General features: G+C 65.5%; 2 protein-coding genes and 1 pseudogene. All 3 read right to left on the reverse strand.

Annotated features, from left to right (window positions below; all coding sequences use genetic code 11):
• Positions 1-5,389 (reverse strand): non-ribosomal peptide synthetase (locus RHODMAR_RS20480; protein ID WP_008718380.1); only part of this gene is annotated, 5,389 nt, incomplete at its 3' end.
• Between the two features lie 53 nt (positions 5,390-5,442).
• Complete coding sequence (locus RHODMAR_RS29435) at positions 5,443-6,663, reverse strand: condensation domain-containing protein (protein WP_332307787.1); 1,221 nt, start codon at positions 6,661-6,663, stop codon at positions 5,443-5,445.
• Between the two features lie 77 nt (positions 6,664-6,740).
• Positions 6,741-26,228, reverse strand: a pseudogene (locus tag RHODMAR_RS27700) (non-ribosomal peptide synthase/polyketide synthase); the annotation flags it as partial.
• Between the last annotated feature and the right edge of the window lie 98 nt (positions 26,229-26,326).

Consider the following 26,326-nt stretch of genomic DNA (forward strand, 5'->3'; position numbering starts at 1 on the left):
GGGCGAGAGAGAGCGGAATTCGTTCGCGGCGTTCCTGAGCGACCAGCGGCGTGGACACACCACTGCCGACGTGGCTTTCGAGCGCTACAGCCAGCGCGCCGACGGCGCTGGCCTCGAACAGCATTCGAACCGGCACTTTCGTGCGTAGTTCGGCACTCAGCCGCGAGGCCACCTGCGTTGCGACGAGAGAGTTTCCGCCGAGAGCAAAGAAGTCGTCGTCGACACCGACCCGATCGACCCCGAGGACGTCTCCGAACACCTGGGCCACGATCTCCTCGACCGGCGTCGAAGGAGCACGGAACTCTCGAGTGGCAAACAACGGAACCGGCAGAGCCCGTCGATCCAACTTGCCGTTGGGAGTGAGGGGTAACGCATCCAACACCACGAATGCATCGGGCACCATGTATCCGGTCAGGAATCCGCCCGCGAACTCTGCGAGATCATTCGATTCGACAACTGATCCGTGCTCGGGCACCACGTACCCGACCAACCTGTCGCCGACTCGGTCGTCGGTACGTACCTCCACCACGGCCCGCAATACCGATTCGTGGCGCTCGAGCACCGATTCGACCTCACCGAGTTCGATGCGGAAACCGCGCAACTGCACCTGACTGTCGCTACGACCGGCGTAGTCCAGTTCTCCGTCTACAGTCAGGCGCGCCAGATCGCCGGTGCGGTATATCCGCTCGCCGTGATGGGAGTAAGGATGCGCAACGAATCGGACGGCGGACAGGTCCGGCCGATCCAGGTACCCGAGAGCTAGTTGCTCACCCGCGACGTACATTTCACCGACAACTCCGGGTGGGACAGGCTGCAACCTCGAGTTCAACACGAACACGCTCAGTCCGGGAATCGCGTCGCCCACCGGACTCGACGCCGCGGCCCGATCGGTCGAGGGGTGGAGCTCACGGAACGACACGTGCACCGTGGTCTCGGTGATGCCGTACATGTTCACCAGTATCGGGCGCTCGCCGTGGCGGGCGACCCACCGATCCAGCCGAGCGGGATCGAGTGCCTCGCCGCCGAAAATCACGTACCGCAGCGAGAGTACTCCCGCAGCACCGTCGAGCCGGCGCTCCGCATCGATCAGTTGATAGAAAGCCGACGGCGTTTGGTTGAGCACCGTCACCCGTTCGCGGACGAGGAGTTCGACCATCGCTTCGGGTGAGCGACTGGTGAAGAAATCCACCACCACCACCCGGCCACCCGACAGCAGCGGAGCCCACAATTCCCACACCGAGAAGTCGAAGGCGAACGAGTGGAACATCGTCCAGACGTCGGTGTCGTCGAATCGATAGAGCTCTGCCGTGTTGTCCAGCAATCGGGTGACGTTGCGGTGCGAGATCCGCACGCCCTTGGGCACGCCGGTCGACCCCGAGGTGTAGATGACGTAGGCAGTGTTGTCTTCGCGCACCGGCCGGAGCCGGTCCGCGTCGGTCACCGGGGTCGAACTGCGCGTCGACGCCGTGGTCTCAGCGAGCACGACAACCGGAATGTCCGAAGCCGGAAGCGTGCCGTGGTTGTCCACATCGACCACGAGCACGACCGGCCGTGCGTCAAGCATGACGAAGTCGAGCCGCTCGGCAGGGTAGGTGGTGTCGATCGGCAGATAACCGGCACCGGACTTCAGTACTGCCAACAACGCCACGACCAACTCGGCCGAACGCGGTAGTGCCACCGCCACAAGCGTTTCAGGTCCTGCGCCGTGCGCGATGAGCTCGCGCGCGAGGCGGTTCGAGCGGGCGGCCAGGTCGCCGTACGACAACGATCGCCCCTCGAAGGTCACGGCCTCCGCTTCGGGATCCGCGAGAACCCGAGCGTCGAACCGGTCGCCGAGGACGGTGCCGGAGGCCATGGCCGCCGCAGTCGCTGCAGGACGGACACGATCGAGCGCTCGCACCCGTTCGTAGTTGTCCAGTACTTCGATGTCACCGACGGGCGCTGCAGGCGAGTGCGCGACGGCGTCGAGAACACGAACGAACCGCCGCCCGAACTGCACCATCGTCGTTTCGTCGAACAGGTCCGCTGCATAGGTCAGGGCGACGGTCAGGCCTGCGGGCTCGGACCCGGCCGGTGCCGAATCCCACAGCGTCACCTGCAGATCGAACTTCGCCAGGTCTGCCTCGTAGTCGACCGCCGCGATGGTCAAGCCGGGGAGTTCGACCGAAGTTCGGTCGAGGTTCTGGAACGTCAACATCACTTGGAACAGCGGGTGCCGTGCCTGCGAGCGCACCGGGGCCAACACATCCACCAGACGCTCGAACGGCACATCGGCGTGCGAGAACGCAGCGAGGTCCACCTCCCGGATCTCGCGCAGCAGATCGTCGAACGACGTCCGTGGATCGACTTCGGTTCGCAGCACCAGTGTGTTGACGAACATGCCGACGACGTCGTCGAGGGCCGCGTCTCCACGGCCGGCGACCGGCGTACCGATACTGATGTCGTCGGCGGCCGCGAGCTTGGCCAACAGCACTGCAAGTGCGGCGTGCACGACCATGAACGTCGTTGCGTTGTGATCCCGACCCAGCTTCTCCAGTTCGCGGACCAGTCGGGCGTCGATCTCGAACGTGTGTGTGCCGCCGTTGGTCGTGGCGACAGCCGGGCGGGGACGGTCGGTGGGTAGCTCCAGTTGGTCGGGAGCACCACCGAGCTGGTGTCGCCAGTAACTCTCCTGCGCCGAGATCAGCGATTCCGGGTCGTCCTCGCTACCGAGGACGGCCCTCTGCCACAGCGTGAAGTCGGCGTACTGCACCGTGAGCGCAGTCCATTGCGGTGCTACCCCGTCGGTGCGTGCCACGTACGCGCCCACCACGTCTCGGGTCAGCGGGCCCATCGAGAATCCGTCGGCCGCGATGTGGTGCACCACGAACGCGAGCACATGATCGGTCGCGGACGTCTCGAGAAGCACCGCCCGGAAGGGTAGCTGCACCGCCAGATCGAAGGGCCTGAGCGCGAACTCGAGGAGTGCGGAGGGAACGTCGGCCTCGGTTGCCGTCGCTCGCTCCAATTCCACTGCCACCGCGTCGGATTCGAGAACTCGCTGGAAGCCGATGCCGTCGTGATCGGGGTAGACCGTACGTAGCGACTCGTGCCGATCCAACACGTCGACCAAGGCCGCCTGCAGAGCCTCGAAGTCGAGTTCACCGCTCAACGCGATGGCGACAGGGATGTTGTTGACAGCCGAGTCCGGGTCGAATCGGTTGAGGAACCACATCCGCTGCTGTGCCAGCGACAGCGGCACACGTTCGGGCCGCTGTTGCGCGACCAGTGGGGGCCGCGCGTGCACCGATTCTGCCGAATCGACTGCAACGGCGAGTTCGGCGACGGTCGGTGCGTCGAAGAACGACCGCACGTCCACCGCAGTGCCGAGTTCGGCGTTGACCCGCGCGATCACCCGGGTGGCATTGAGCGAGTTTCCACCGAGGACGAAGAAGTCGTCGTCCACGCCGATACGGTCGATGCCGAGAACCGTCTCGAAAATTGCCACCAGAACAGTTTCGGTGTCGGTGCCCGGGGCACGGTACTCGCGTACGAGCGAGGCTAAATCGGGTGCAGGCAGGGCCTTTCGGTCCAGCTTGCCGCTGGCGTTGAGCGGGAATTCGTCCAGCACGACGAACACCGACGGCACCATGTACTCGGGCATGCGGCGGCGCACTGCATCTGCGAGGCCGTCGTGATCGATATCGGGTTCGGTGCTCACGACGTAGCCGACCAGCTGCTCGCCCAACTGTGCCTGCGAGTGGTCGGTATGAACGAGTACCGCGGCCTGTGTAACCTCCGGCTCGGCGAGCAGCGCTTGCTCGATCTCGCCGAGTTCGATGCGGAGGCCGCGCAGTTTGACCTGAAAGTCGGTGCGTCCGATGTATTCGATCAGGCCGTCGGTGCGTCGGCGCACCAGGTCGCCGGTGCGATACATCCGGTCCCCCGGCTCGCCGAACGGGTCGGCGACGAATCGATCGGACGTCAGGTCCGTGCGTCCGAGGTATCCGCGAGCGAGCTGCACGCCCGCGAGATAGAGCTCTCCCTCAACTCCCCGGGGTGAGCGCCGCAGACCCTCGTCGAGCACGTAGAGGTCGGTGTCGTCGACGGCAGCGCCGATCGGCACCGAGCCGTCCTCCACCTGCTGGGTTCGGTAGTACGTGACGTCGACGGCTGCCTCGGTGGGACCGTACAGGTTGTGCAACTCGGCGTCGGAGATCGTGTGGAACGCGTTGACGGTTCGCGCCGGCAGCGCCTCACCCGAGGCGAACACCATGCGAAGCGAATTGGCCTGTGCGGCAGTGGGTTCGGCAACGTAGACCGACAGCATCGACGGTACGAAGTGGGTCACCGTCACGCCGTGCTCGGCGACGATGCGGGCGAGATAGGCGGGGTCGCGGTGCCCGTCGGGCTCGGCGATCACCAGTGTCGCGCCGATCTGCAACGGCCAGAAGAACTCCCAGACCGACACGTCGAACGTGAACGGCGTCTTCTGCAAGACGACGTCGGCCGGGGTCATCGTGTATGCCCGCTGCCGCCAGGAAATATTGGCGACGATCGCACGGTGGCTCACTGCCACGCCCTTCGGACGCCCCGTCGAGCCGGAAGTGAAGATGACGTACGCGAGATCGTCCTCGCCGAGGGTGCCGAGCCGGTCCGCATCGGTGATGCGACCTGAAGTCACGCCGGTGACGTCGACGGCATCGACGAGCAGGGTCTGCGTGCCGACCGGCAACTGCGGCAGATCCTCCGATGTCGTGAGCACCAGAACCGGTCGCGCGGTCTCGAGGACGTAGGTGAGTCGATCCACCGGGTGCTCGGGGTCCAACGGAACGTAGGCACCACCGGCTGCCGAGATGGCATACATACCCACCAGCAGATCCAACGAGCGGCGGATCGACAGCCCCACCGTCGAATCGGGACCGACTCCCCGCTCGATCAGCACCCGGGCGAGGCGTTCGACCGACTCTGCGAACTCGGCATAGGTCCGGCTCTCGCCGCCGAACACGAGCGCGGGTGCCTCCGGTGTCCGCTCGGCCTGATCGGCGAACAGGGCGTAGAGGGTTGCCGCTTCCGGTGCGGCCGGGCTCGAGGCCGAGTCGTCGTCACCGACAACCGACACGGCATCGGAGACCACCGACGAGACCACCGCGTCGAGACCACCGTCGGTGGCCTCGATGAGGCCGGGAACGGTGTTGGACAGCACGACCGGAACCAGCGCGTCCGGGCCGAGGACCCCACCCATGGCCGTATCGAGTGTGGTGATCTCCTCGTCCAACCGGGCGTAGGTCAACTCCGTACCGAGGTGCGCGAGCGCCACGCGGTCCGGTTCGACCGCAGCGACGCTCCGAACCAAGCGCGGAAGGTCCTCGACCGTCAATGCTGCCTCGCGTCGACGTCCAACCGCCATCTAACTATTCCTCCTGATCGATCCACGTGCACAACCGGCGAGCTCGGCTTTCGTCACGACGACGCGATCACCGACTCCGCCCGTTCGATCAACGATGCCAGAGCGGTCGACAACCCCTCTGCACCGAGGGCGGGCAAGATGCCCGGAATCAGCGCGGACAGCGTGACCGTCACCAGAGCCTGCGGCTTCATCGCCGCGCCCATTGTCGCCGACATCTGCCTCAATTTGGCGTCGAGGGCCGCAAAGTCGACACTCGTCGATTCGTGCTCGAGTGCCACCGCGTCGGGTGCGGTCGCCGCTGCGTCGGCAATCAATTGCGGCAAGTCGTCGACCGTCTTCGGCTTGGCGCGCGGCGCGAACTCGGCCTTCTCCTCGTCCGTGAGGATATCGATGGATCGCAGCACCACCGTGGGATCGGAGACGACCGCCCGCAGAATCTTCGACAGCCGCTCGGCGAACGTCGCGATCGTCGATTCGTCGAAGATCGACGTCGCGTAGGTGAACGTCGCCTCGATGTCCTGCAGCGCTCCGGCCTCGTCGAAGTTCTCGACAGCGGTCAGCTGAAGGTCGAACTTGGCCTGATCGTCGCCTGCCGGCAGCGCCTGCACCTGCAGGCCCGGCAACTCGAACGTGCCCGTCACATGGTTCTGGAACGTCAACATCGCTTGGAACAGCGGTGTGTAGGCGCTCGACCGAGCGCGGCCGAGCGCATCGACCAGCCGCTCGAACGGAACGTCCGCGTGGCCGAACGCTGCGAGGTCCTTGTCTTTCGCCTGACGCACCAGGTCGAGGAACGTCCCGTTCGGATCGATCTGCGTGCGCAGCACCAACGTGTTGACGAACATGCCGACCAGGTCGTCCAGTTGCTGCTCGCCGCGTCCTGCGGTCGGGGTGCCGATGCTGATGTCCGACGAGTTACTCAACCTGCCCAGCAGCACCGCGAACGCGCTGTGCACCACCATGAACGTCGTCGCCGCATGCTCGCGGGCGATCTTCTCGACGGCCGACGCCACGTCGGTGCCGAACGTGAAGCCGTACGACGCGCCTTCCATGGTCGGTCGAGGTGGCCGTGGACGATCGAGCGGCAGCGCCAGTTGTTCCGGCGCTCCCGCCAGCTCGGTGGTCCAGTAGGCCAGCTGCTTCGACAACGGACTGTCCGGGTCCTCCTCGCGGCCGAGTACGTCACGCTGCCACAGCGCGAAGTCGGCGTACTGCACCGGCAGCGGTGCCCACGACGGCATCTCCCCCGCCACCCGAGCGGTGTAGGCGACCATGACGTCACGTTCAACGGCCCCATCGAGAACCCGTCGGCGGCGATGTGGTGAGCCACCACGGCGAGGACGTGTTCGTTGTCGCCGACCTGCAGCAGCGCAGCCCGGACCGGAACGGTCTTCGTCACGTCGAATCCGGCACCGAGTACGTCGGTAAGGCGGGACACCACAGCATCCGGTGCCACCTGTTCGGTTTGGAGATCCACCCCGACGTCGCCGACGCCACCGATCTGCTGCACCGGGCCGTCGACCGAATCCGGGTACGCCGTCCGCAGAATCTCGTGACGTCCGAGCACATCGTCGAACGCGCCTCGAAGGGAGGCGATGTCGAGGGCACCGGTCAACCGCACCGCAACGGGGATGTTGTACGCGGACGAGCCAGGGTCGATGCGGTTGATCGTCCACATCCGTTCCTGGGCGATCGACAGGGGTAGTCGATCGGGACGCTCACGGACCGTCAGTTCTCGGCGGGCACCGCCGCCGACGAGCGGAGCGATGTGTTCAGCGAGGCCTGCCACCGTGGACGCCGCGAACACCGATCGGACCGGAATCTGCGCGTCGAGAGCCTGACCGAGGCGCGAGACCAATTGGGTTGCGATCAAAGAGTTTCCGCCGAGGGCGAAGAAGTCGTCGTCCAACCCGGCGCGGTCCAGCCCGAGCAGTTCGGCAACGGTTGCCGCGACGATCTCCTCGATCGGGGTGACCGGTGCGCGGAACTCCGCGGCCTCGAAGTGCGGCGCGGGCAGCGCCTTTCGGTCGAGCTTTCCGTTGGCGTTGAGCGGTAGCGCTTCGAGCACCACGAATGCCGCAGGCACCATGTACGACGGAACGAGATGTGAGAGTTCCGATTCGACGTTCGCGACGTCGACGACCTCGCCGGCCCGGGCGACGACGTAGGCCACCAACTGGTCACCCATGGACTCGCCGGTGAGCACTACAACGGCAGAATCTGCCACTGCCGGCTGCGACCGCAAGGCCGCTTCGATCTCACCGAGCTCGATGCGGAATCCGCGAATCTTGACCTGGAAGTCGGCTCGATCGATGTACTCGAGGTGCGCCGGGGCCGGCGTTCCGTCGACGACGGGCATCCGCCAGCGCACCAGATCGCCGGTGCGATACATCCGAGAACCATTGGTGTCGAACGGATTGGCCACGAACCGCTCCGACGTCAGGTCCGCGCGCCCGAAGTAGCCGCGCGCCAGCTGCGCGCCCGCCAGATAGAGCTCGCCACTGACGCCCGCAGGCACCGGATGCAGCCGCGAGTCGAGCACGAACACTGTCGTGTTCGCCTCGGGAACACCGATCGGCACCGCGGTCGTGTCGGCGTCCGTCACTGCGTGCGCGGTCACCGACACCGCTGCCTCGGTCGGCCCGTACAGGTTGTGCAGTTCGGTCGATCCGTTCCGCTTACGGAACTCCTGTGCGGCGGCTGCAGGCAGTGCCTCACCGATCGCCAGCACCCGCCACAGGCTCGGCGATACCTCGCCCGCGGCGACGGTGCCGAGCATCGACAGCATCGACGGCACCAGGTGCAGTGTCGTCACCGCCTGCGTGCGAACCAGATTCAGCAGGTAGTCGGGGTCGCGATGACCGTCGGCCTTGGCCACGACGAGCCGTCCGCCGGAGGTCAGCTGCGACCAGAACTCCCACACCGACAGGTCGAACGTCGCTGCGGTCTTCAGCAGCGCTGCGTCGGTCTCGTCGAGTCCGTACTCCGCACGCAGCCAGTTCAGCTGGTTGACGACGGCACCGTGCGAGACCGCGACGCCCTTCGGACGACCGGTCGATCCGGACGTGAAGATGACGTACGCGATGTTGGCTGCAGTAAGCGATCCAGTGCGTTCGGACTCGTCCACCGGAGCGCCCGAGTAGGCATCGGCGTCGAACCGGGCCAGATCCACGATCGGGGCCGCATCCGTGATCTCGGCACCCACGTCCCCAGAGATCAGAATGCACGCAGGAGCGGCTGTCTCGAGGACCAACGCGTTGCGCTCGGCCGGCTGGTCGGGATCGATCGGAATGTACGCCCCGCCCGCCGTCGAAATGGCGTACATACCCACAAGGAGATCGACCGAGCGTCGAATGGCAAGGCCGACAGGCACTTCCGGACCGACACCCATGCCGATCAGGTGACGTGCGAGCTGCGAGACCCGCTCGGCGAACTCTCCGTACGTCACCACGCCGTCCTCGTGGACGAGTGCGACTGCAGCGCGGTCGCGTTCGGCGGCTGCAGCGAACAGATCGGGCAGGGTCGCGCCTTCGACCGCACCGAAATCGTGAACCGTGTCGTTCCAGTCCTCGACGATCGCAGATCGCTCGCCGTCCAGCAGCACGTCGAGATCACCGATGGGTGTCGACGGCGACGCAACGACCGCGGCCAGCACGGCCTCGAAGCGGGCCACGAGTGAACGGGCGGTGCTCTCGTCGAAGAGATCCGTCGCGTAGGTCAACAGGGCATCGAAGCCACCTGCCGCGCCGTCGCCCTGCGGGGCGTCGGACACGATCAGATGCAGATCGAACTGCGAGTTGCCGGTCTCGGCGTCGAGCGCCGAGATCTCCAACCCGTCGAGCTCGAACTCGCGGCGAGCGAAGTTCTGGAACGAGAAGCCGACCTGGAACAGCGGGTGCCGAGCCGTCGAGCGCGTGGGGTTGACCACATCGACCAGCCGCTCGAACGGGATATCCGAGTTGGCGAACGCCTGCAGATCGGTTTCTCGTGCGGCGTCGAGGAGATCACCGAAGGTCGCCTCGCCCGGTACATCCAGTCGCAATACCAAGGTGTTGACGAACATGCCGACGAGGTTCTCGATCTCGGCCTCGCCGCGACCTGCGATGGGTGTCCCGACGACGATGTCCGAGGACCCCGAGATCCGCGAGAGCAGCACTGCGAAGGCCGCATGCACGGACATGAAGACGGTCGCGTTGTGCGCACGAGCCAGTTCCGCGAGACGGGCGTGCGCGTCGACGTCGATTCGGAAATCGATGCGATTGCCCCGGAAGGTCTGGCTGGCCGGACGCGGGCGGTCGAGAGGGAGCTCGATCTGCTCGGGCAACTCCGACAGCGCAGCAGACCAGTAGTGAATTTGTTGCGCTGCAATCGATTCGGCGTCGTCCTCGGAGCCGAGAACGTCGCGTTGCCAGAGCGCGTAGTCGGCGTACTGCACCGGCAGCGGTGCCCACGCGGGATCGGACTGCCGGGTCCGGGCGGCATAGGCCGTCATGACGTCGGTCGACAACGGCATCATCGACAGACCATCGGCGCTGATGTGGTGGACCACCATCGCCAGTACGAATTCGGTGTCGGAGACTCGGAACAGCGAGGTCTTCAACGGAACCTCTGCGGTCACGTCGAACGTCGACGCCAACAGTTCCAGGACCCGAGCGGTCACCGATTCCGCGTCGGTGTCGATCACGTCGAGAGTCTTTGCTACCTGGGACATCGGCACGACAACCTGATGCGGCCCCTCGGGTGAATCCGGGTACACCGATCGCAGTGTCTCGTGCCGCTCGATGACCTCCGAGACCGCGCTCTGCAACGCGCCGACGTTCAGATCGCCGCTCAGCCGCAGAGCGAACGGGATGTTGTACGCCGTCGAGTCCGAGTCGAACCGGTTGAGGAACCACATCCGCTGCTGCGCGAGCGAGAGTGGAACTCGTTCGGGACGAGGCTTGGGCACCAGCGCCGGCCGCGCGCCCGAGCCCTGCTCGATCCTCGCGGCGAGTGCCGCGACCGTCGGGGCCTCGAACAATGCCCGGACCGGGACAGTCGTGTCGGCGGAGGCACCGAGCCGGGACACCACCTGGGTGGCCACCAGCGAGTTGCCGCCGAGTTCGAAGAAGTCGTCGTCGAGACCGACCCGGTCGAGACCGAGGACGTCGGCGAACACCTCGGCGACCATGGACTCGATCGGAGTCGTCGGCTGCCGGAACTCGCGGGTTCGCGCGGCCGGTTCGGGCAACGCTCGCCGGTCCAGCTTTCCGTTGGTGGTCAACGGAATTGCGTCGAGCACCACGAACGCCGATGGCACCATGTACTCGGGCAACTGCTCGGCCACCGACGCTCGGACGGCGTCGACGTCGATCGTGGAACCGGTTGCGGGCACCAGGTAAGCGACCAGGCGCGCGGCACCTGGAGTGTCCTCGCGCACGATCACCGCGGCCTGTCCGACGGCCGGAGCCGACAGAACCGACGATTCGACTTCGCCCAGTTCGATGCGGAAGCCGCGGATCTTGACCTGATCGTCTGCGCGACCGACGAATTCGAGCTCGCCGGTGGGCGACCAGCGGGCGACGTCGCCGGTGCGATAGAGCACGGATCCGTCGCCGGCGAAGGGATCTGCCACGAATCGTGTCGCCGTCAGGTCCGGCCGACCCAGGTATCCCCGCGCCACCTGGCCGCCCGAGACGTACATCTCTCCCGGGACACCCGCCGGCACGAGGCCGAGACGCGGGTCCAACACGTACACCGACAGCCCGGAGATCGCACGACCCACCAGTGACCCCGATGCCTCCGCAGCCGCCTGCGCATCGAGCGCCCGATGCGAGACGTGGACGGTGGTTTCGGTGATGCCGTACATGTTGACCAGCAGTGGGGACCGATCGCCGTGCCGATCGAACCAACCGCTCAATCGACGCAGCTCCAACGCTTCTCCGCCGAAGACGACGTAGCGCAACGCGTACTCGGCAGCGCCCGATGCCGTGCGGTCGGCCTGGTCGAACTGATAGAAGGCAGACGGGGTCTGGTTGAGCACGGTCACTCGTTCGCGAATCAACAACTCGCGCAGCGCTTCCGGCGACCTCGACGTGAAGTAGTCGACCACGACGACGGTGCCACCCGTGGTGAGCGGGCCCCACAGCTCCCAGACGGAGAAGTCGAACGCATACGAGTGGAACAGAGTCCAGACGTCAGCGGGACCGAAATCGAAGTGCCGCTGGGTGTTCGCCAGCAGGCGGACGACGTTGCGGTGCGGGACGACGACGCCCTTGGGGGTGCCGGTCGAACCCGAGGTATAGATGACGTACGCAGCTTCTGCGGCCGTGACCGCGGGAAGAGCGTCCGTTGCGAACTCGGACTCGTCGGCCGAGGTGTCCATATCGACCCTGGGCAGCTCCGGCGGCAGTGCGACCTCGACGCCGGTCCAGGTCAGTACCGCGGCGGGCCGAGAATCGGCGAGCACGAACTCGATGCGATCGGTAGGGTACGACGGATCGATCGGGACGTATGCACCTCCGGCCTTGAGCACCGCGAGCAGCGCCACCACGAGTTCCGCCGTGCGGGGCAGTACGACGGCGACCGCGGAATCAGGGCCGACACCTTGTGCGACGAGAACTTTCGCCAGTGCCGTCGACTCCGTGTCGATGGCGCCGTAGGTGCGCGAACGACCGTCGAATACCACGGCGGCCGCGTCCGGGTTCTCTGCGACCCTGGCTGCGAACAGGGAGACGATGGAGTCGGGAGAATCCGCGACCGCCGGTGCGTCCTGGGCAAGGGCGAGAACATGATTGCGCTCGGCCGCATCCATCACCGGGATGTCCCCGACGGGCTGCTCGGCATCGGTACCGACCGACTCCAGCACGCGGATCAGACGCTCACCGAAAGCGCGAGCCGTGTCGTCGTCGTAGAGATCACGGGCGTACGTCACGTCGATGGCCGAGGTGCCGTCCGCCTGGTTCTCGGTGAACGTGAACTGGATGTCGAACTTCGCCGTGTCGACGTCGAGGTCGACTCCGCGCACGGTCAGGCCCGGGAGCTCGAGTTCGGTCTGCTCCATGTTCTGCACGGTCAGCATCACCTGGATCAGCGGATGCCGCGCGGCCGACCTCGGTGGGTCGAGTACCTCGACGAGTCGCTCGAACGGCACCTCCGCGTGCGCGAACGCCGACAGATCGGTGTTGCGCGTACGGGCGAGCAGGTCGGTGAAGGCAGCACCTGGATCGATCTCGGTGCGCAGCACGAGGGTGTTGACGAACATACCGATGACGTCGTCGAGTGCCGCCTCACCGCGACCGGCGACCGGAGTACCGATGGCGATGTCGGTTTCGCCCGACAACCGGGAGAGCAACACCGCGAGAGCAGAGTGCAACACCATGAACAGTGAACTCTGATTGGCGCGGGCGACCGTGCCGAGGCGCACATGCGTCTGCGCATCGAGCGTCAGCCGAATGTTGCCGCCGCGGTAAGACGATCGATCGGGACGCACTCGGTCGCCGGGGAACGTGCTCTCGTCCGGCAGTCCCGACAGCGTTCGCGTCCAATGTCGGATCTGGCCGGACACCGGTGAATCGGGATCGCTCTCGGAACCGAGCACGGTCTGCTGCCACAGGGTGTAGTCGGCGTAGCGAACCGCGAGCGGTGCCCAACCCGGTTCGCTTCCTGCACTCCGGGCCGCATACGCGACCATGAGGTCGCGGGTCATCGGTCCGATCGAGAATCCGTCGGCGGCAATGTGATGTGTGGCCAACGCCAGCACATGCCGGTTCGAGTCGAGTTCGAGCAGGATGGCGCGGAGTGGGGGTGCGGCCGTGACGTCGAAACCCTGCACGAAGAACTCGGTCAGGGCGGCGGTGACGTCGTCGGAGGTGACCCTCGTCGGTGCCAGCTCCGGAGCCACCTGTGCTGCGGGGACGATCACCTGAGACGCCACCCCGTCCACCTCGGGGTAGACGGTGCGCAGCGATTCGTGCCGTTCGATCACGTCGGCCACGGCAGAGCGCAGCGCTGCGACGTCGAGGTCACCGATCAGTTCGATGGCTACGGGCAGATTTTCCGTTGCCGAATCGACGTCGAAACGGTTGAGGAACCACATCCTGCGCTGTGCGAGCGACAGCGGAACGAAGTCCGGCAACTCGGTACGCACGAGCGGAATCTTTCGTCCCGATCCCGAGAGTGCGTCCAGCTTCGCCGCCAGAGCCGCCACCGTCGACGCCTCGAAGATGGTCCGAACACTGACCGTGGTGTCCGTCGCGGCACCGATGCGCGACGCCACCCTGGTCGCAACGAGCGAGTTGCCGCCGAGGGCGAAGAACTCGTCGTCGGCACCGACCACGTCGATGCCCAGTACGTCGCGGAACACTTCTGCCACGACGGTTTCCGAGGTTGTCGCCGGAGCGCGGAAGGCGCGTTGTTCGATGTTCGGCTCCGGCAGAGCACGACGGTCGAGCTTGCCGTTGGACGTCAATGGAAGGGCGTCGAGGACGACCGTCGCAGCCGGGACCATGTAACTCGCGAGCGATCGCGAGGCGAAGTCCGTCAGTTCGCCGGCGTCGACGGTCCCACCGCTCGTGGGGACGACGTAGGCGACCAGCTGATCGCCTGCGGCAGCGGTCTGCCGAACCAGAACGACGGCGGATTCGACCGACGGATGTCTGCGCAGGACGGTCTCGATCTCGCCGAGTTCGATGCGCAGTCCCCGGAGCTTGACCTGGAAGTCTGTGCGCCCCAAGTACCCCAACCGTCCGGAGCCGGAGGACTCTGCACGCCAACGCACCAGATCGCCGGTGCGGTACATGCGTGTACCCGGTTCTCCGAACGGGTCGGGCAGGAATCGATCGGCCGTCAGGTCTGTTCGTCCGAGATATCCGCGGGCCAGTTGGACTCCGGCCAGGTACAGTTCGCCGGCCACACCGGGAGCAACCGGAGACAGTCGACCGTCGAGGACGTACGTTCGGGTGTTCCACACCGGAACACCGATCGGAACGAGGTCGACGTCCTCCGCCGACACGGCGTGGTACGTAACGTCGACGGCCGCCTCGGTGGGACCGTAGAGGTTGTGCAGCGACACGCCCGGCAGGACACGTCGGACGCGATCACCGACCTCGGCGGGCAAGGCTTCGCCCGAGGCGAACAGCATCCGTAACGAGGTGGCCGAGGGCGACGACTCGGCTGCTACGACGGAGACGAATACCTCGAGCAGCGAAGGGACGAAGTGTGCCGTCGTGACCGACTGCGTTTCCATTGTCTCGAGCAGGTACTGGGGATCACGATGCCCGTCCGGCTTCGCGATGACCAGCGTCGCGCCGATCTGCAACGGCCAGAACAGTTCCCAGACCGATACGTCGAACGTAACGGGGGTTTTCTGCAGCACGACATCGTCGGTTCCGAGCTTGTATTCCGACTGCATCCACAGCAGGCGGTTGACGATTGCCTCGTGCGTGACGGCCACGCCCTTGGGCTGACCGGTCGACCCGGAGGTGAAGATGACGTAAGCGGTGTTGGACGCTGCCAAGGCACTGATGCGGTCCGTGTCGGTGATCGGCGCATCGGAGAACTCGGACACGTCGAGGGTGTCGATGTCGAGGACCTCGACCCCCGCTGCCTCCACCGCGTCTCGTGACGTGGTGAGCACGCAGACCGGTGCTGCGGTTGCGAGAATGTGCGCGATCCGCTCGGCCGGCTGATCCGGATCGATCGGTACGTACGCGCCCCCTGCAGCGACGATCGCGTGGATTCCGACGAGCAGTTCGGTCGAGCGACGGGCGGCGATGCCCACTGCACTCTCCGGTCCGACTCCGTGTGCGATCAGGTATCGCGCGAGCCGTGCGACCTGTGCGTGAAAGTCGCCGTAGGTGAGCGTGTCGTCCCCGAATACCAATGCAACGGAGGAGGAGTCCACCGGCCGAGCGAGCGAGGTCAAAGTCTGAGCCCGGTCCAGCTCGTACTCGGTATCGTTCCACTCGACCAGCACTCGACTGCGTTCGACGGGCTCGAGCAGTTCGATGTCGCCGACCACTGTGGAGAGGTTGTCAGCCACCGCTTCGAGAACTGTGATCAGACGCTCACCGAGCGTGACGACCGTGGACTCGTCGAACAGATCGGTGGCGTAGGTGACGTCGACGGTCATGCCCTGCGGGCCACCGCTGGGTCCGATCGATTCGACGAACGTGAACTGCAGGTCGAACAGCGCAACCAGCGTCTCGAAGTCGACACCGGAGACCGACAGTCCCGGCAGCTCGAGATCCTTCTGGCCCAGGTTCTGGAACGCGAGGACCACCTGAACGAGCGGGTGCCGCGCGGTGGATCGGGCGGGGTTGAGGATCTCGACCAACCGCTCGAATGGCACATCGACATGGGCCAATGCGGACAGATCGGTCTCGCGGGTATCGGCGAGGACCTGATCGAATCGACGCGCGGTGTCGATCTCGGTGCGCAACACGAGTGTGTTGACGAACATGCCGATCAGGTCGTCGAGCGCGGCTTCACCGCGACCGGCCACCGGGGTACCGATGGCGATGTCGGTTTCGCCGGACAATCGGGACAGCAACACTGCGAGTGCAGTGTGCACCAGCATGAACAGCGAGGCATTCTCGCGACGGGCCGCATCGATCAGGGTGCGATGCAGGTCCTCGTCGATCGAAAAACGCACGAGCGCACCACTGTTCGACGCCACCGCGGGCCTGGGCCGGTCGGACGGCACATCGAGCTGATCCGGCAGGCCGGCCAATGCGGTTGTCCAGTAGTCGATCTGTTGCGAGACCACCGACTGCGGGTCGTCCTCGGAGCCGAGCACCTTCCGTTGCCACAGGCTGTAGTCGGCGTAGTCCACCTGAAGCGGCGACCAGTACGGATCCTGGTTCATCGACCTGGCCGCATACGCGTTCATCACGTCGCGGGTCAGCGGCCCCAGCGAGAAACCGTCGGCTGCGATGTGGTGCACGACGAACACCAGCAGGTGTTCGGTCGGACTGATCTCGAAGAGCCGGGTTCGGAACGGCAGATCCTGCGACAGATCGAATCCCGTGGTCGCCAGCTCACGCATGGCGTGGGCGACCAGGTCGGCCGCAATTTCGATGGGCGTCAGTTCCGGTGTGGCCGAGGCTGCGTCGACGATGAACTGATGTGCTGTGCCGTCGGTCTCGGGGAACACGGTGCGGAGGGATTCATGCCTGGCCACGACGTCCGCCACCGCGATCTGCATCGCGCGACGGTCCAGTAGACCGGACAGTCGCACGGCGATCGGGATGTTGTTGGCCGCCGATTCCGTGTCGAACTTGTTGAGAAACCACATGCGCTGCTGTGCCAGCGACAGCGGGATGTGTTCCGGCCGTTCCTGCGGTACCAGCGCAGGCCGGCTGCCGGTGGCTACCAGTGTGCCCAACCGGGCAGCGAGACCGATCACCGTGGAGGTGTCGAACAGCTCCCGCACTGCAATGCGGGTGTCCATCGCAACGCCCAACCGCGACACCAGTTGCGTTGCGATCAGGGAGTTTCCGCCGAGCTCGAAGAAGTCGTCGTCCAGGCCGACCCGCTCGATACCGAGCACCTGGGCGAAGACGTCAGCGACGGTGCGTTCGATGTCGTTCGTCGGTTCCCGGTACTCGGTCACCTCGAAAGCGGGATCGGGCAAGGCCTGGCGGTCGAGTTTTCCGCTCGCGCCGAGCGGGAACTCGTCGATGACGATCAGTGTCGACGGCACCATGTACTCGGCCAGGCGGGCCCGCAGCGTCGCCAGTACCGCCGCGGTGTCCACCGACACCCCGGCCGGCACGACGTATCCGACCAGTTGTTCGTGGCGGACGACCACGACCGATTGGGAGATCGAACGGTGTGCCAGTAATGCCGATTCGATCTCTCCGAGTTCGATGCGCAGGCCGCGCAGCTTCACCTGGAAGTCCGAGCGCCCGACGTACTCGAGTTCTCCGTTGCGGTTCCAGCGCACGACGTCGCCGGTCCGGTACAGCCGCTGCCCACTCGTGGCGTACGGATGCGCCACGAATCGGTCAGCGGTCAGGTCGGGACGTCCCACATAGCCGCGAGCCAACTGGGTGCCCGCGAGATAGAGCTCGCCCGCGACGCCCACCGGAGTGGGATTCAGACGCGAATCCAACACGTATACGGCCGTGTTCCACACCGGTGCGCCGATCGGCATCACGTCCGAGTCATCGTCCGTGACCTCGTGGTAGGTGACGTCGACCGCGGCCTCTGTCGGTCCGTACAGATTGTGCAGTGCCACTGCTTTCACTGCGCGGCGCAGTGCACGGGCGGTGGTGGGAGCCAGCGCCTCACCGGAGGCGAACACCAGTCTCAGCGAGGCACCCGACGCCCGGCGGCGCTCCACCTCGGGGACGAAGACCGACATCATCGACGGCACGAAGTGCACCACCGAAACCTGTTCGCGGGCAATGAGATCGAGCAGGTATTGCGCATCACGATGGCCGCCCGGGACCGCGATGGCCACCGAAGCGCCGTTCTGCAACGCCCAGAAGAACTCCCACACCGACACATCGAACGTGGACGGCGTCTTCTGCAGCACCACGTCGGCGGCGGTCAGTCCGTATTCGTTCTGCATCCACAGCAACCGGTTGACGATCGCGTGGTGCGAGACTCCGACGCCCTTGGGGCGACCGGTCGATCCCGACGTGAAGATCACGTAGGCGGTGTTGGACGGCCGCAGCGGCGCGATCCGATCGGCATCGGTCAGCGGTGTCGCAGACAGTCCGGACACGTCGAGAGTGTCGATGTCGATCGTCTCGACGCCGGCGAACTCCGAGTGATCGCCGGCGGTGGACAACACGCAGATCGGCGCTGCCGTGGCCACGATGTACTCGTTGCGATCGGCGGGCTGTGTCGGATCGATCGGGACGTACCCGGCACCTGCCTTCACGATCGCGTACATACCGATGAACAGTTCCAGGCTTCTCCCGACGGCGAGTCCGACGAGCGAGTCCGGCTGCACTCCGAGCGAGACCAAGTGTCGTGCAAGACGATTGGCCTTCGTAGCGAATTGCGCGTACGTCAGCCGTTCACCCTCGAACACCAGCGCCGTTGCGTCGGGAGTCTCCGCTACCTGCCGATCGAACAGGTCGACCAGCGTCACGTGCTCCGGCACTGGGTGTTCGGTGTCGTTCCACGCCCTGACGACGCGCTCGCGCTCGTCGTCGTCGAGCAGGTCGATATCTCCCACCGACACCGAGGGGTCGGACACCACCGCGGTGAGCATCCGGACGAATCGTTCGGAGAAGCCGCGAACCGTCTCGGCGTCGAAGAGGTCGGTCGCGTAGGTGAGCTCGGCAGCCATTCCCTGTCCGCGGCCGTCCACTCCGATGGACTCGGTGACGGTCAGCTGCAGGTCGAACTTCGCCACCTCGGCATCGAGGGCGACGCTGTCCACCGACAGTCCCGGTAGGTCCACGTGCGTGCGAGTGAGATTCTCGAAAGAAAGCATCACCTGGAACAGCGGGTGCCGCGCCTGTGAGCGCGACGGGTTCAGTACCTCGACCAAACGCTCGAAGGGAAGATCGGCGTGCCCGAAGGCCCCGAGTGCCACCTCTCGTGCACGGCCGACCTGTTCGGAGAACGTCCGCTCAGGCTGGATATCGGTGCGCAATACCAGGGTGTTGACGAACATACCCACTACGTCGTCGAGCGCCGCGTCGCCACGGCCGGCAACGGGGGTACCGATGGCAATGTCCTCGGTGCCCGACAAACGTGCCAGCAGCACCGCCAGAGCGGCGTGTACAACCATGAACAGCGACGCGTTGTGCGTGTGCGCCAGCGCAGACAGGCCGCGGTGCACCTCGGCAGGTACCTCGAAACGAATCGAAGATCCTTGGTAGGACTGACGATTCGGACGCGGCCGATCGGTCGGCAGATCCAACTGATCGGGCAGACCTGCGAGCATGTCGGCCCAGTAATCGACCTGGCCGGAGATCAGCGATTGCGGGTCGTCCTCGGAGCCCAGAACCGAACGCTGCCACAGGCTGTAATCGGCGTATTGCACGTCGAGCGGTATCCAGGCCGGGTTCTCCCATGCGGTACGCGACGCGTACGCGATCATGATGTCGCGGGCCAATGGCCCCATCGACCAGCCGTCGGCGGAAATGTGGTGCACCACCATGGCGATGACGTGCTCGCGTTGACCGATCTCGAACAGTCGAGCCTGGATCGGGACATTGACCGTCACGTCGAACGTCGTCGATGCCAGCGTGAACACTTGCCGCTGAATATCGGTTGCAGAGGTGGGGATCGGCATGAGGTTCGGCACCGTCTGGGCGGCATCGAGAATCATTTGCCGCGGGCCTTGCGCGGTGTCGGGGTAGACGGTCCGGAGAGACTCGTGCCGATCGATGACGTCCATGATGGCGACCTGCAGGGCCGCTACGTCGAGTTCGCCGGTCAATTTCAGGGCGAACGGAATGTTGTACGCCGTGGAATCGGCGTCGAACCGGTTGAGGAACCACATCCGCTGCTGCGCGAGCGAGAGCGGGATGCGCTCGGGCCGGACGGTGGCGACGAGCGCGATACGTCCGCCTTCCCCGGCCGCCTGCTCCACCCGGACCGCCAACATCGCCACGGTCGATGCCTCGAACAGCATGCGCACCGGGACGGTGGCATCGAGTGCAACCCCCAGGCGCGAGACGACCTGGGTGGCGATCAGCGAGTTGCCACCGAGCTCGAAGAAGTCGTCGTCCAGCCCGACACGTTCCACGCCGAGCACGTCCGCGAAGACGTCGGCCACGATCTCCTCGATCGGTGTTGTCGGAGCACGAAATTCACGCACCTCGAACACCGGGGCGGGCAACGCACGACGATCGAGTTTGCCGTTGACAGTCAACGGAATCGCGTCGAGCACGACGAACGCCGACGGCACCATGTACTCCGGAAGGACTTCGGCGATACCGCTTCTGAGGTCTTCGAGGTCGACGATCGGCCGACCCTCCACCGCGCCGGAGACCACGTAGGCCACCAGGCGCGCGGCGCCGGGCGAATCCTCCCGCACGACGACGGCAGCCTGGGTGACGGTCGGGTGCGCCGTCACCGCGGCCTCGATCTCGCCGAGCTCGATGCGGAAACCGCGAACCTTGACCTGATCGTCCGAACGCCCGAGATACTCGAGTTCGCCTGCCGCATTCCACTGCGCGAGGTCACCGGTTCGATACAGCAGTGAGCCGTCCTCGGCCCCAGAGGTGAAGGGGTTCGCCACGAAGCGGACCGACGTCAGCTCGCGACGGCCGAGGTACCCGCGAGCGAGTTGTCCACCGGCAACGTACATCTCACCGGGCACGCCGACCGGAACCGGATGCAGGCGAGTGTCGAGAACGTACACGCGCAAGCCGGCGATCGGCTTGCCGACCACCGACGCGCTCGTACCGACGGAGGCCGCGCCGAGCGCCTGAAACGACACGTGCACGGTCGTCTCGGTGATGCCGTACATATTGATCAGCTGCGGAGCTGTGTCCCCGTGCCGCTCGAACCACCCGGTCAGCCGCCGCTGCTCGAGTGCTTCACCGCCGAAAATCACGTAGCGCAGCGACAGTTCACCACGATCGGTTCCCGCGATGCGGTCGGCCTCGGAGAGTTGGTAGAACGCCGACGGCGTCTGGTTGAGCACCGTCACTCGCTCGTCGACGAGCAACGTGTGGAACGCCTCGGGCGACCGAGAGGTGAAGTAGTCGACGACCACCAGCGTCCCGCCGTACAGCAGCGGGCCCCACAGTTCCCACACGGAGAAATCGAAAGCGTACGAGTGGAACATCGTCCACACGTCGTCGGCACCGAAGCCGTAGACCGCGTCGGTGTTGGCGAGTAGCCGCACCACGTTCCGGTGCGGAATCATCACGCCCTTGGGACGGCCCGTCGAACCCGAGGTGTAGATCACGTATGCGACGTTGTCCGGTCGCAAGGGACGCAGTCGATCGTCATCGGTGATGCGGCCGTCCGCCACCTCGGACAGCTCGACGGTATCGATGTCGAGTAATGATGCGCCAGTGCGTGATTCGAGGTCCGAAGGTAGTTCGACGGGATCGGCACCGGAGTACAGAACAGTCGTCGGACGTGCGTCGTCGAGCATGTACTCGACGCGATCGAGTGGGTAGCTCGGATCGACCGGGAGGTAGCCGCCGCCGGCCTTGATCACCGCGACCAGCGCGACGATCAGCTCCGCCGACCTGGGCAGGGCAACTGCGACGAGGCTTTCGGGGCCAACACCGTTCGAGATGAGTACGCGCGCAAGGCGATTGGAGTACGAATCGAACTCGGCGTACGTCAACGACGTGCCGCCGGAGCGCACCGCGACGGTGTCCGGACCGCTCGACGCCGCAGCATCGAGAAGGTCGACCAACGTCAGCTCACGAGAGACATCGTCTCCCGAGACGTTCCACCGCGACACCACGGCCTCGTACTCCGCGGCATCGACGATGTCCACGTCACCGACGGGAACCGTCGGATCCGTGGTGACAGCGTCCAGAATGGCCAGGAAACGACGAGCGAAACTCTCGACGAGTTCGGCATCGAACAGGTCGGTGGCGTACTCGAACACCGCGTCGATGCCCGCGGGCACTCCGTCGTCGAGCTGCTCCGTCAGCCACAACTGAACGTCGAATTTGGCGATCGGAACGTCGAATTCGGCAGCCTCCGCACGCAGGCCACCGACGGTCAGTTCGCGCGACATCGCTGTTTCCAGTGAGATCGCGACCTGGAACAGTGGGTGCCGTGACGTCGAGCGCACCGGATTGAGCACCTCGACGAGCCGCTCGAACGGCACGTCTGCATGTGCGAACGCGGAGAGGTCGGTGTCCCGAACTCGGTCCAGAAGTTCCTCGAACGTCAACGCCGGATCTACGACCGTGCGCAACACCAGAGTGTTGACGAACATACCGACCAAGTCGTCGAGTGCCGGTTCGCCGCGGCCCGCGACCGGCGCTCCGATGGCGATGTCGGTGGTACCGCTGAGCCGGGCGAGCAGCAGCGCATAGGCCGACTGCATGACCATGAACAGCGAGGCATTGTTCGACCGGGCCAGGTTTGCCAGCGAGGCGTGCAACCGTGCCGGAACATCGATGCGCAGCTTGCTGCCTGCGTTCGAAGACACGGCGGGACGAGGGCGGCTCGACGGCAGCGCCAACTGATCCGGCAGATCCTCCAGAGTGGCGCTCCAGTAGGCGATTTCGCGAGAGGCGAGAGACAGCGGATCGGTCTCGGGACCGAGCACCGCACGCTGCCACAGTGCGTAATCGGCGTACTGAACCTCGAGCGGCGCCCACTCGGGTTCGCGCCCCATGATTCGGCTCGAGTATGCCATGAGCACGTCCCGTGCCAGCGGACCGAAAGACGCGCCGTCGGCGGCGATGTGGTGGAGCACCATGGCGAGTTCGTGCTCGCTGGGTGAAATCTCGAAGAGGGCAATTCGGAAAGGGGTGTCGACAGTGACGTCGAATCCCTTCGCGACCAATTCGTGCAGGCGACCGCCCAGTTCGTGGCGTTCGATGCGGACCGGCAGAATCGTGGCCGGTGTTCGCGCCGCCGTGAGCACGACCTGTTCGGGTGAGCCGTCGACCTCCGGGTACACGGTGCGCAACGTCTCGTGCCGATCGACGACGTCGGCGAATGCAGCCGACAGTGCGACCACGTCGAGAGGACCGGTCAGACGGACGGAGAACGGCAGGTTGTAGGCCGCGGTGGTGGCGTCGAAACGGTTGAGGAACCACATGCGCTGCTGCGCAGGAGACAGCGGAATTCGCTCGGGACGTTCTCGGGACTCCAGAGTAGGAGTCCCGGCTCCGCGACCGGCCGCCGATTCCGCCCTGGCCGCAAGCGCGCCGACCGTCGGAGCCTCGAACAGCTCGCGCACTCCCAGTCGCACTCCCAGCGCATTGCCGACCCGGGTCACCAATTGCGTGGCGATCAGCGAGTTGCCGCCGAGCTCGAAGAAGTCCTCGTCCAGACCGACCTTGGACGCACCGAGCAGATCCTCGTAGATACCCGCGACCACGTAGTCCGCGCGGCTCTGCGGGGCCCGGTACTTCTTCGCACTGCTGAACACCGGTTCCGGCAACGCTTTTCGATCCAGCTTCCCGCTGGTGTTGAGCGGCAGAGCGTCGAGGACGAGCACCGCTGCCGGCACCATGTACGAGGGCAGCGCGTGTCCTGCGAATTCGATCGCCGCGGCAGATTCGATCGATCGTCCCGGACTCGCGACGACGTAGGCCACCAACTGGTCACCGGTGACCGTTTGCATCACCAGGGTCACTGCCTGTGAAATCGATTCGTGAGAGAGCAGAACCGTCTCGATCTCACCGAGTTCGATGCGTTGGCCGCGGAACTTGACCTGGAAATCGGTCCGGCCGATGTAGTCCAGCACCCCGTCGCTGCGCCAACGCACGAGGTCACCGGTGCGGTACATCCGTTCCCCGCCGACACCGAAGGGGTTGGCCACGAAGCGATCCGAGCTCAGATCCGGTCGACCCACATAGCCTCGCGCAAGCTGGACGCCGGCGAGATACAGTTCGCCCGATTCGCCGATCGGGGTGGGGCGCAACCGACTGTCGAGTACGAACGCTTTCGTGTTCCACTCGGGCACACCGATGGGAACGGTGCGGGTGTCCTGTGGGCTGCTGGGGTGGTAGGTCACCGAGACGGCAGCCTCGGTGGGACCGTAGAGATTGTGCAGCCCCGCTCGGCTCAACGAGCGGAACGACGCGGCGGTCTCGACCGGTAGCGCCTCACCGATCACGAACACGTGCCGCAGCGAACTGCAGGTGTTCACAGGCGCGTTGGCGACGAACACCGTCAGCATCGACGGCACGAAATCGGTCACCGTGACGCGATGTTCGGCGATCTTGTTCGCCACGTACACCGAATCGCGATGTCCGTCGGGAGTCGCGAGCACCATCGTCGCGCCTACCCGCAACGGGAGGAAGAAGCCCCAGAGCGAGACGTCGAAGGTGGTGGCCGTCTTCTGCAGATAGACATCGGAGCTGTCCATCGGGTACTCCGAGAGCATCCACTCCATCTGGTTGTGGATCGCCGCATGCTCGACCGCAACACCCTTCGGCTTTCCGGTCGAACCGGACGTGTAGATCACATAGGCGGTGTTCGAAAGCCGCAGCGGTGCAGAGCGTTCGACGTCCAGGACCGGCTCCACAGACCGCGAGGGGCAGTCGACGAGATCGACCGCTACCGTCTCGGTTCCCTCGGGGAGCACAACGTCGTCGCGCGATGAGATCAGTACGCAGCGCGGCTGTGCGGAGTCCAGAATGTACGCCGTCCGATCGGCGGGATGATCGGGGTCGATCGGCACCCAGGCACCACCGGCAGCCACGATCGCATACATGCCCACGACGAGGTCGAACGAACGGCGGATCGAGAGCCCGACGAGAGTTTCCGGGCCGACGCCCATGTCGATGAGATGGCGAGCGAGACCGTTCACGCGAGCCGAGAGTTCGCCGTAGGTGAGCGCCTCACCCTCGTACACCAGGGCGGTCGCGTCGGGCTGCGCCGACGCAGCAGCCTCGAATGCAGACAGCAGTGTGAGCGGGACCGTCTCGTGATCGGTGGAGTTCCATTCGGCCACGACGAGTTCGCGTTCGACACCGTCGGTCAGTGCCAGATCCCACACCCGGTCCGTCGGTCCGGACGCCACGAACCGGTCGATGAAATCGACGAATCGCTCGTGGTTGCGCCCGGCCTGCTCCGGCCCGTACAGGTTCGGATTGGACTCGAAGTCGATGTGCGTTGAGGACCCGGCAACGCTCTTGTAGAGGTTCAGCCCGAAATCTTCGATGAGGCCGGTCGAAAGAATGTTGAGGCCGCCGACCATCGATCCGAGGCGCACCTCGCCGAAGAACAGCATGATGTTGACCCACGGGCCGAAGAACGATGCCTGTCCGCTGGCACCGCCGGCGTCGCGGCGGATGTCCTCGTGCCGGTATCGCTGGTGTCGCAGCGCACCGGAAACCTCGGCATTGACGCGTGCGAGCAACGTCTCGACGGTGGTGTCCCCCGCCACGTCGAGCCGCAGGGGCACGACGTTGGAGACCATGCCGCCGGAGCGGCGCAGTACCGCGGTGGTGCGCGCGGTCACCGGGAGCGAGAGCACGACATCCTCGCGGCCGGTCATCTGGGCGAGATACGCGGCGAACGCGGCGATGACGATGGTCGCCATCGTCGTGTCGGTCTCTACCCGCAGAGCTTCGAGCCGTTCCATGGTCTCGGCGGACAGACCGGTGCTGTCGATCTGGCTTTTCGCTGCGGGTGCGGCCGTGTGCCCGGCGAGGGTGGTGACTCCGTCGATGCCGTCGATACGCGACGCCCAGTACTCTCGGTCCGCGTCGAAGCGAGTCGAGTCTCGGTACGCCACGTCGATGTCGTAGACCTTGGTCAGATCCGAAGCCAAATTCTTGCTCGGCTCGGTGCCCTCCACCTCCGCCGTGTAGAGCTCCGCCGCGCGGTTCATGAAGGTGACGGCACCGAAACCGTCGAGCACCACGTGATGCACGCGCTCGTACCAGAACCAGACATCGTCCTCGAGTCGTAGCACGGTAGCGGCGATCAGTCGGTCGCGGAGAATGTCGATCGGCGCGCTGTAGTCGCCGTGCATCCACTCCAGCGCTGCCGCACGAGGGTCGGCTTCGTTGCGCAGATCCAGATAGTTCAGGGAGTCGTCGAGAGTGGGGTCGACGATTTGTCGGGGCTCGGCATCGACCTCGAGGAGCCGCACGAATCCGGATTGCAGTTCCAGCGCAGCCTGCGACGAGGCTCGGCGCAGGAGCTCCACGTCGAGTTCGCCTCGCAGCTCGATGTACTGGGCGATGTTCGCGGGTACCGAGGGGTCCACGTGCTGCGCGAACCACATTCCCAATTGGGCCGGTGACAGTGGGAACGACGAATGTTGCGGACTGCCGACTCCGTCGTCGTGTCCAGCACCCTCCACACCTAGCGGGTCCAATCGAT

It is taken from the genome of Rhodococcus sp. AW25M09 (genome assembly GCF_000333955.1).
Lineage (GTDB): Bacteria > Actinomycetota > Actinomycetes > Mycobacteriales > Mycobacteriaceae > Rhodococcoides.